Annotated in this window: 12 protein-coding genes and 1 rRNA gene; 11 read left to right on the top strand and 2 right to left on the bottom strand. The window is 46.6% G+C overall.

Translation table 11 applies throughout. The features are described from left to right. Nucleotides 1–91, top strand: a 5S ribosomal RNA gene (gene rrf / locus J2736_RS31740); the annotation flags it as partial. A 158-nt stretch (nucleotides 92–249) separates the two neighbouring features. On the opposite strand, the gene J2736_RS31735 is transcribed toward rrf, so the two are convergent. Continuing rightward, nucleotides 250–777: a hypothetical protein gene (locus tag J2736_RS31735; RefSeq protein ID WP_310502556.1), complete on the bottom strand. Its 528-nt coding sequence runs from the start codon at nucleotides 775–777 to the stop codon at nucleotides 250–252. Nucleotides 778–913: 136 nt separating this feature from the next. On the opposite strand from J2736_RS31735, the gene J2736_RS31730 reads away from it, so the two are divergent. The 10 genes from J2736_RS31730 (at nucleotide 914) to rsmI (ending at nucleotide 8256) form a co-directional block, all read left to right on the top strand. Then, nucleotides 914–1114 (top strand): sigma factor G inhibitor Gin, encoded by a 201-nt coding sequence (locus J2736_RS31730; protein WP_310502555.1) that lies wholly within the window; start codon nucleotides 914–916, stop codon nucleotides 1112–1114. A gap of 112 nt (nucleotides 1115–1226) precedes the next feature. Further along, nucleotides 1227–2738: an aminotransferase class I/II-fold pyridoxal phosphate-dependent enzyme gene (locus J2736_RS31725; RefSeq protein ID WP_310502554.1), complete on the top strand. Its 1512-nt coding sequence runs from the start codon at nucleotides 1227–1229 to the stop codon at nucleotides 2736–2738. A 22-nt stretch (nucleotides 2739–2760) separates the two neighbouring features. Then, nucleotides 2761–3417: a dTMP kinase gene (tmk, locus tag J2736_RS31720; protein ID WP_310502553.1), complete on the top strand. Its 657-nt coding sequence runs from the start codon at nucleotides 2761–2763 to the stop codon at nucleotides 3415–3417. Nucleotides 3418–3462: 45 nt separating this feature from the next. Further along, nucleotides 3463–3792 carry a cyclic-di-AMP receptor gene (locus J2736_RS31715; RefSeq protein WP_056618038.1) on the top strand — a complete coding sequence of 110 codons (330 nt, stop codon included), beginning with the start codon at nucleotides 3463–3465 and terminating at the stop codon, nucleotides 3790–3792. A 33-nt stretch (nucleotides 3793–3825) separates the two neighbouring features. Next, nucleotides 3826–4272 (top strand): YaaR family protein, encoded by a 447-nt coding sequence (locus J2736_RS31710; RefSeq protein ID WP_310502552.1) that lies wholly within the window; start codon nucleotides 3826–3828, stop codon nucleotides 4270–4272. Nucleotides 4273–4302: 30 nt separating this feature from the next. Then, nucleotides 4303–5280, top strand: coding sequence for a DNA polymerase III subunit delta' (holB, locus tag J2736_RS31705; protein WP_310502551.1), 978 nt, complete (start codon nucleotides 4303–4305; stop codon nucleotides 5278–5280). Nucleotide 5281: 1 nt separating this feature from the next. Further along, nucleotides 5282–6085, top strand: a complete 804-nt coding sequence (locus J2736_RS31700; protein WP_056618027.1) for a PSP1 domain-containing protein — start codon at nucleotides 5282–5284, stop codon at nucleotides 6083–6085. A 60-nt stretch (nucleotides 6086–6145) separates the two neighbouring features. Continuing rightward, nucleotides 6146–6490 (top strand): DNA replication initiation control protein YabA, encoded by a 345-nt coding sequence (gene yabA, locus J2736_RS31695; protein ID WP_310502550.1) that lies wholly within the window; start codon nucleotides 6146–6148, stop codon nucleotides 6488–6490. A gap of 71 nt (nucleotides 6491–6561) precedes the next feature. Then, on the top strand, nucleotides 6562–7323 hold the full coding sequence (locus tag J2736_RS31690; protein WP_310502549.1) for a tRNA1(Val) (adenine(37)-N6)-methyltransferase: 762 nt from the start codon (nucleotides 6562–6564) through the stop codon (nucleotides 7321–7323). A gap of 45 nt (nucleotides 7324–7368) precedes the next feature. Next, nucleotides 7369–8256 (top strand): 16S rRNA (cytidine(1402)-2'-O)-methyltransferase, encoded by an 888-nt coding sequence (gene rsmI / locus J2736_RS31685; protein WP_397342065.1) that lies wholly within the window; start codon nucleotides 7369–7371, stop codon nucleotides 8254–8256. A 253-nt stretch (nucleotides 8257–8509) separates the two neighbouring features. On the opposite strand, the gene J2736_RS31680 is transcribed toward rsmI, so the two are convergent. Next, nucleotides 8510–8764, bottom strand: a complete 255-nt coding sequence (locus tag J2736_RS31680) for an AbrB/MazE/SpoVT family DNA-binding domain-containing protein (protein WP_028557356.1) — start codon at nucleotides 8762–8764, stop codon at nucleotides 8510–8512. Nucleotides 8765–8911: the final 147 nt, after the last annotated feature.

Raw genomic sequence — 8911 nt, 5'->3', positions numbered from 1 at the left:
ACGCGTTCCCATCTCGAACACGACCGTTAAGCCTTCCAGCGTCGATGGTACTTGAACCGCAGGGTTCTGGGAGAGTAGAACGTTGCCAAGCAGTTGAAAGAGCCTTACTTGGATTATTCCAAGTAAGGCTCTTTTTTAGCATTTCGTGACCGCAGACTACCAATGGGTTTCCTACAGCTAATTTCGAGATTTCTTACTTATAGCCCAAAATCAACGAAATTAGCGGGAGAAAACTCATCTATTATATCGTTACTGTAGGTAACAAGATGTTTCTTTGCTCGAAATTTTAACTAACCCGCTCTTGCGGTAAGGTTGAAGACGAAGGAGCATCCATAGCCTCGGGATCAGCATCCAGCAGTGGAATATGGTCAGGTGAACCAGCCACGTGCCTGGTATCCACGGATATAAGATAAGGATCAATGCCAGCCCAATGGAGAACAGGTGAACCTGTACTTTGGTGACGAGACGGACGGAGGCATTGCCTTCAGGCAAGAAACCTGACCAGAAGATTCCGAAGCGGTAAGACCAACCTCGCATCGCCATGCCGATGGTAAAATGGAAATAAGCGCGAATAAGCAAAGTGTGAAAAATGAGCACAAGTGGGTAACTTACAAGCAGCGGAAGCCAATGGCTGGAGTCAAATTTATAGAAGACTATCAGAATTAGAGATGTATAATAGAGAACTATTTTATATATAGAATGATAAAATCGCTTCATTAAAGTATAGCTATAAATCGTAGATTCTTTGGATAAGTTGGATTCTTGTTTGATTGACATATACTAGGACCTCCGCACCGCGGTAACGCGTTATGTTTGTATTATCGGCATTTCCCTTCCAAAATATGAGCGTTTAGCTAGTTTAGGAGAATCATGAATCGGACATACTAGTCGTAAAAGATCGTGGGGTGATCATATGGAGGAGAACCGGTTTGGACTGTGTATGATTTGCGAACAGCAACGAGTTGGCGGGATTCACATTGTTACGGCTTTCATTTGTGATGAATGTAGTAAAGAAATCGTCAAAACGAACGTCTCTGATCAGAAGTATTCGTTTTTTGTGAGTCAGATGAAGAAGGCATTTTACATGGGGAATTCGAGACAGTATATGAATTAAGAGGAGAAGCTTCTTTTACAGAAGCTTTTTTTGTTTTTTTGTCGCTAATCCACTACTATAGAAGGGTAAATCGAAAATAAGTAGCTCACGAAGCTCGAGGAGTTTGATCTGATTGTACGGCGAACATTTAGAGAAGGCTCGAGCCCCGTTATATGAGGCTATGGTTGCCCATCACGATAAGAAGTCTGTTAGCTTACATGTACCCGGACATAAATCAGGCCAGGGGCTTTTGGAAGAAGGAAATGCGTTTCTACAATCGGTCATGTCCATTGATTATACAGAAATTACAGGCCTTGATGATTTGCATCATCCAGAAGGTGTGATTAAGGAGGCGGAGCAGCTCGCGGCGGCGTGCTTTGGCGCGGAGGAGACGTATTTTCTCATTGGCGGGAGCACGGTTGGTAATTTAGCGATGATCGGAGCTGTCTGTCAGCGTGATGATCTGATACTTGTTCAAAGAAACGTACATAAATCGGTCATTCATGCGCTCATGCTGGCAGGTGCTCAAGCGGTATTCTTAGCGCCAGAGGTTGATCTAGAGACCGGTGCTGCAACTTGCTTACATATCGAGGATGTTAGAAGGGCATTGGAGCTGTATCCGACTGCTAAGGCATTATTTATAACAAATCCTACTTACTATGGGGTCGGAACGGAATTAAAGCCTTTCGCAGATTTGCTGCACGAAACAGGTAAACTGCTGTTAGTCGATGAAGCGCATGGTGCGCATTTCGGCTTCCATGAGAAGGTGCCAGCGTCCGCATTATGGCAAGGGGCAGACGCGGTCGTGCAGTCTACGCATAAGATGCTGACCGCTATGACGATGGGAGCGATGCTCCATGTACAGGGCCCAAGGATCGATAGGAAGGCAATTCAACGTTTGTTGGCATTGTTTCAAAGCTCAAGTCCTTCTTACCCGATTATGGCTTCGCTGGACTTAGCAAGAAAGCGGATGCACACGGAGGGTCACGCTTGGTTGGAGCAAGGGCTTCAGATCATGAAAGAATTTAGAGAAGGTGTAGAGGCCTTGCAGCGCTTCCGATACTATCCACAGACCTATTCGGAGTTAAGCGGCAGGAGAGTCGTCGAAACGCGGGATCCTTTTAAAATAGCTATCTATGATCCCAATCGCCGTATATCCGGAGCCGAGCTCAAAGATAGGTTAGAGGCCGCGGGCTGTTTCGTCGAGATGACAGATGGTTATCTGGTTTTACTCGTATTTTCGCCTGCTACCCGTAGAGAGGATATGCTTCATGTTCTACACGTTCTAAGCAACATTTGTTTGGACATCAAGGACGATAAGCAGGAACTTCAGGCGCCCATCTCGAATATAATTAAATTACCCACCTACGCACGCATCTCCTCGCCAATACCGTTTGACCATCGCACTGTGTTTCAAGCAACGACTCGCGTGGTTAATATGGAGGAAGCCATTGGGAAGCGCTCAGGTGATATGGTAATTCCTTATCCGCCCGGTATTCCTTATTTATATCCAGGTGAAATCATTACGGTTTCTGTTGCTGAGGCACTTGTGTTTTTGGCTAGCCAGGGCATCCGGTTCCAAGGAACCCATTTTGGACAGACGTACAAATTAACTATATACACAGATCACGAAGGGACTTCGTGAGGCAAGTATGCAGGAGGAACACGTGAACGGAATATTCATTACGTTTGAAGGGCCGGACGGCTCCGGAAAAACAACACAGCTTAAGAAAATTGCTCAGGAACTGCAAGAATTAGGACATGACGTGCTCGTTACTAGAGAACCTGGCGGTACGGCCATTAGTAACAAAATCCGCAGTATTATTCTTGACCCTGTGAACGAGGAGATGGTGGATCAAGCAGAGGTATTGCTTTATGCAGCATCACGTGCGCAACACGTTCATGAGTTAATCCTTCCGGCTTTGAAAGCGGGCCGTATTGTTCTTTGCGATCGTTTCATTGATGCTAGTGTGGCCTATCAGTCCTATGGTCTTGGTGTCGATATCGAGATGGTGAAGCGTATTTCCCAATACGCTAGCTCAGGGCTTCAAGCGACAAGGACGTACATCATGGATGTTCCTGTTGAAGTGAGCTTAGAGCGATTAAGTTTGCGAGCTGGTGCTAGTGAGTTCACACAACAGTTGGATCGCATTGAGCAGAAAAATGTTGATTATCACAGCAGAGTACGTACGGGTTTCCACCAAATTGCATCGGATCATCCAGAACGTGTGCTTATGATTGATGCGAATCGAACTGTTGATCAGATAGCCGCGGATATTTGGCAGGATTGTAAACAGTTGCTTGAGGAACATATTTCCGTTTAAAGCGGAAAACCAATTCTTAGTTTATAATATAAGGAGGCATCACCTATGAAACTAGTCGTAGCCGTTGTTCAGGATAAGGACAGTAACCGTCTCTCTAACGCTTTAATTAAGGAAGGGTTTCGCGCCACGAAGTTGGCAAGTACCGGTGGATTTTTGCGTGCAGGGAATACAACCTTTATGATTGGTACGGAAGATGACCGAGTACAAGAGGTGATGCAGGTGATTCGAGCTAATTGTAAAATTCGCGAGCAGCTAGTAACACCCGTTTCTCCAATGGGGGGAACGACCGATTCGTACATTCCATTCCCAGTGGAAGTGCAAGTTGGCGGGGCTGCCGTGTTCGTCTTGCCAGTTGAACGATTTGAGCATTTCTAACCATAATCAGATCTACACAAGGATGGATGCGTCTTGAAAATTAATCCGGGGTTGCAGCCCATCGGTAAAAATATTAAGGTCGGAGAGAATGTCCCTCCACCACAGATGGCTCCTCGGAACTTCTCTGACATTATGCAGCAGCATGATCAGAAGTACACGCAGGAGCAACTCGCCAAAATGGTGCAGCAAATTACGATTCAAGGCGATCGCTTGTCCAGAGGTATGACGGTGAGAGATCTGCTGCAGTATAAGCTGCTCATTCGTCAGTTTCTCGAGGAGACGGCTCGTCGAGGGGTCAATTTAAGAGATACGAAGGGCTGGGATCGACGCGGTCGTTCGAAGCGATATAAGCTTTTGGAAGAAATCGATCAAGAGCTTCTCTTATTAGCCGATGATTTGTTGGAAAATGAGCAGGGGCGGATCGAGATCTTGCATCGCATCGGAGAAATCCGAGGGATGTTGATTAATTTGTTATTTTAAAAATATAAGCGTGTAATGGGGCGAAAATAAATGTCCTTCCAAGCGATACCGGGACAAGCAGCAGCCAAACGGCTGCTGCAGAACGGACTGCGTCAAGATAGACTTTCGCATGCGTATATTTTCAGCGGTCCAGTTGGGACAGGCCGTTCTGATATGGCGATAGCTCTTGCCAAAGCGATCTATTGCCAGAATGGAACGGATGACGCATGCGGCGAATGCCTGGAATGCCGTAAGGTTGAACATGGCAATCATCCAGATCTCCATGTGGTTGCTCCTGAAGGCGCTTCAATTAAGATTGAGCAGATTCGAGAGTTGCAAAAGGAGTTCGCGTACCGGGCAACAGCATCGGGTACGAAAATATATGTCCTGCACCAAGCCGAGAAAATGACGGTACAGGCTGCGAATAGTTTGTTGAAATTTCTGGAGGAGCCGAACTCTCGTGTTGTGGCAATACTCATTACCGAGAACGGAAATGCCCTGCTGCCAACGATTCAATCAAGGGCGCAGTGGATCCAGTTTACACCAATGGCTCGTGAGCAAATGGTGCTCTCCCTGTTGGAAGAAGGACTTCCAGCAGCGTTAGTTGGGCCTGCAGTACATGTCACAGCAGGATTGCAAGCAGCGAGAGATTTAATTGCAGCAAATTGGTTTGCAGAAATGAGAACCGTAATGTTACAATTAGCGAAGGAGACGCTCACACGTTTCCCTACTTCCATGATTACCGTGCAACAGCGGATTGTGAAAACAGAACTTGCGGATCATGTATCGACGTTGTTCGACTTATTGATTCTCTGGTTTAAAGATATGGTGCAGTTGCGCCTTGAGCGCAGAGACAAGCTTGTATATAATGACCAGCTAGACTGGATGAGCTCTCTCGCGTTAAGCCGAGATGTCTCAGTCTGGGTGCGTATGATGGAGCAAGCCGTAGATTTACAAAAACGACTGCGTTCCAATGCCAATTCTCAGCTGGTTATAGAGAAAATGCTCGTGGAGATGCAGGGGGTGTAAGATGTACTCAGTGGTTGGCGTCCGCTTTAAGAAAGCGGGTAAAATATATTATTTTGATCCCATTGATTTACCGATCGAGAAAGAGAGTGCCGTTATTGTTGAGACCGCACGCGGTGTAGAATACGGCAAGGTCGTAGTGGGCAAAAAGATTGTTAAAGAAAATGATGTGGTTCTGCCGCTCAAAAAGGTCATTCGCATTGCGGATGATACGGATGCTGATTTGGTTGAAGAGAATAAAAAAGCAGCCAAGGACGCTTTCCAAACGTGTCATGATAAAATAAAAGACCACAGTCTTAAGATGAAGCTAGTGGACGTAGAGTATACCTTTGATCGAAATAAAATTATATTTTATTTTACGGCTGAAGGACGCGTCGATTTTCGCGAACTTGTTAAGGATTTGGCGAGTATTTTTCGGACAAGAATTGAGCTCCGTCAAATTGGTGTGCGCGATGAAGCGAAGATGTTGGGTGGCATAGGTCCGTGTGGGCGAATTCTATGTTGTTCTTCCTTCTTAGGTGATTTCGAGCCAGTCTCCATTAAGATGGCGAAAGATCAGAATCTTTCCTTGAATCCAACGAAGATTTCAGGGTTATGCGGAAGATTAATGTGCTGCTTGAAATATGAACATGATAACTATGAAAGTGCCAAAGATTCGCTGCCGACAGTTGGTCGTTTGGTTATAACTTCTTTTGGTAGTGGGAAGGTATTAGGGCTTAATATTAAAGAACGCACGGCAAAGGTTCAATTGTTTGATCTTGGGAAAGCGCTAGATCTACCATTCGATGATGTTGTTGAACAGGAATAGAAGATCGAGGATCCAAGGAGGCGCTGGCCAGTAAGCATGCAAGGCACTAGAGGTGAAAGCGTGGATAAACAGGACATTTTTGAACAAATAGATGGGATCGAAGAAAGAATGGGTACCACGTATGCGGAATTAGGTGCCTTGAAGAAACAAATTATTACCCTCATCGAAGAAAATAAGAGATTAAGCATAGAGAATCAGCAACTACGTAAGCTTATCCGCCAAGAGGAAACGGTGGTCGAGGAGCCGATACGGAGTACTGATGACGAACCGGTACAGTTGCCTGGGGCCGGATATGATAATTTAACCCGCTTATACAATGAAGGATTTCATATTTGCAATGTGTACTATGGACACCTTCGGACCGAGGGCGATTGTTTGTTTTGCTTATCCTTTTTAAATAAATAAGTCGTTTGGCCGTAGGGGTTATCCCTTACGGTTTTTTTCCATAATAAGCAAGGAAGAGAAAGGAAAGACGTATGAAGCAAGTTCCCTTACTACCGACTGAACGAATTGATGATTTATTGACATATGATTTGAAAATTATCCAAAGTGACGAAGTGTTCAGCTTCTCGATGGATGCGGTACTCTTAGGGAGGTTTAGCAGTGTTCCGCCAAAGGGGCGAATCATAGACTTATGCACAGGTAATGGCGTGGTACCCCTATTGCTATCAACACGGACACGAGCGGAGATCTGGGGCGTCGAAATCCAGGAACGTTTGGCAGATATGGCCGTACGTAATGCGGACATTAACGATCTATCTGAGCGGTTGCACATGGTGCAGGGGGATTTGAAAACCATTCATAAAACTCTGGGACATGGTCAGTTTGACGCCGTCACGGTGAATCCGCCTTATCTGCCTGTGCCGAATGGTGAACAGAATAGTAATGCGCATTTTGCAGCAGCGCGTCATGAGATCCATTGCACGCTAGAGGATGTCGTTGCGGCGAGTGCAAAGTTAGTAAAAGCAGGCGGGAAAGTAGCTATGGTGCACCGCGCGACGCGTGTAGTTGACATCATCTGTCTGATGAGACAGTATCGTATCGAACCGAAACGAATCCGTTATGTGCACGCACGTGCGGGAGAAGAAGCGATGATGGTGCTGATTGAAGGGATGAAGGATGGTAAGCCAGAGATTCGCACGCTTCCGCCCCTGATCGTATACACAGAGAACGAGGAATACTGCCAAGAGTTGAAAGAGATTTATTATGGGGGCCGGAGCGCTCTGGAGTTCTCGTAGTTAGGCTACCTGTACGATTAAAATAAAGTGATGAGGGATTTAACTGTGAGTGTAACAATACAGAAGAGCTACCGCGAGGATCCTAGCGGTATAGGTACGCTTTACCTGGTTGCCACGCCGATCGGCAACCTCGAAGATATGACCTTCCGCGCGATCCGCACGCTGAAGGAAGTGAACCTGATTGCCGCCGAAGACACGCGGCAAACACGCAAGCTGCTGACTCACTTCGAAGTCGCGACGCGACTGGTCAGCTATCACGAACACAACAAGCAAGCAAGCGGCCCGGAGCTCGTCCGCTTACTGCTTGAAGGGCAGAGCATCGCGCTAGTCAGCGATGCCGGCCTGCCGGCCATATCCGACCCAGGTTATGACCTGGTGCGGATGGCCGTAGACGAGGGCGTGCCGGTGGTGCCCATCCCCGGCGCGAATGCGGCCCTGTCGGCGCTGATTGCATCAGGCCTGCCGACAGAGCGATTTGCCTTCGTCGGTTTTCTCCCCAGGGAGAAAAAGGATGGGACGAAGTTGCTTGAAGGACTGCAGCATGTGCAAGACACATTGCTGTTCTATGAATCGCCGCACCGCGTGGAGAAAACACTTCTGCGCATGGCAGAAGTGTGGGGGGCGGAGCGCAGGGTTTGCCTCGCCCGCGAGTTGACGAAGCGGTACGAGGAGTTCTTGCGCGGCACGATTGCAGAGTGCCTCGTGCACCTAGAGCAGAACCCGCCGCAGGGCGAGTACTGCATTATCGCCGAAGGCGCATCAGACGCAGCCGTGCAGGAAGCGGCGGATGGATGGTGGGAGGCGAAGACGCTCGGCGAGCATGTCGCCCACTATGAGGAGCGAGGGATCGATCGCAAGGATGCGCTGAAGCTGGTTGCGACGGATCGTGGATTATCGAAACGTGATGTATATAATGCGCTGCTAGAGCGCTAAAGTGCTAAGCTCGGCCTAATAGGCATAAAAAAGGAAAAGGCCCCTTCAGGGGCCGGATCCATTTACATATAGAGGATACTTCTTTCTTAAACTTTCAGCCTAGACAGCAGCGTACTAGGTGTCTTCTTTGGCAAAGACAAAAAAAGATCTCTAACCCGTGGCCGAAGCCAACAAAGTTAGAGATGAAAGGAGATATGAAAAAGGTTAGAATTACCAATAGGATAAGTGCTACTTCTATTATATACTACTTTTCTTATTTTGTCACAGGTGTTGGCATTTCTGCTAAACAAATATGGCAAACAATTTTTCCTTTGAAATACGAAACATTCTCCGCATTGCCACAGAAGATACAAGCAGGCTCATATTTCTTCAACATGATGCGCTCGCCGTCTACATATATTTCCAAAGCGTCTTTCTCGCCAATTCCCAAAGTGCGGCGCAACTCAATTGGAATAACAACGCGTCCTAGTTCGTCCACTTTTCTAACAATTCCTGTAGATTTCATCATATATATAAAACCCCTTTCGATTTTATCAATTTTTAATCAAGATCGTCATGTTTCGACATTTGCTTATGACTTATGATACCAACGATTCCCAAAATAGTCAACCATATTTTCGCTGAAAACAGAGGGCGAATTTCTCAAATTTATCAT

The sequence above is a fragment of the Paenibacillus qinlingensis genome (assembly GCF_031455095.1).
Classification (GTDB): domain Bacteria; phylum Bacillota; class Bacilli; order Paenibacillales; family NBRC-103111; genus Paenibacillus_E; species Paenibacillus_E qinlingensis_A.
The sequence above is the reverse complement of the archived record's forward strand: the minus strand, read 5'-3'. Positions and strand labels throughout refer to the sequence as shown.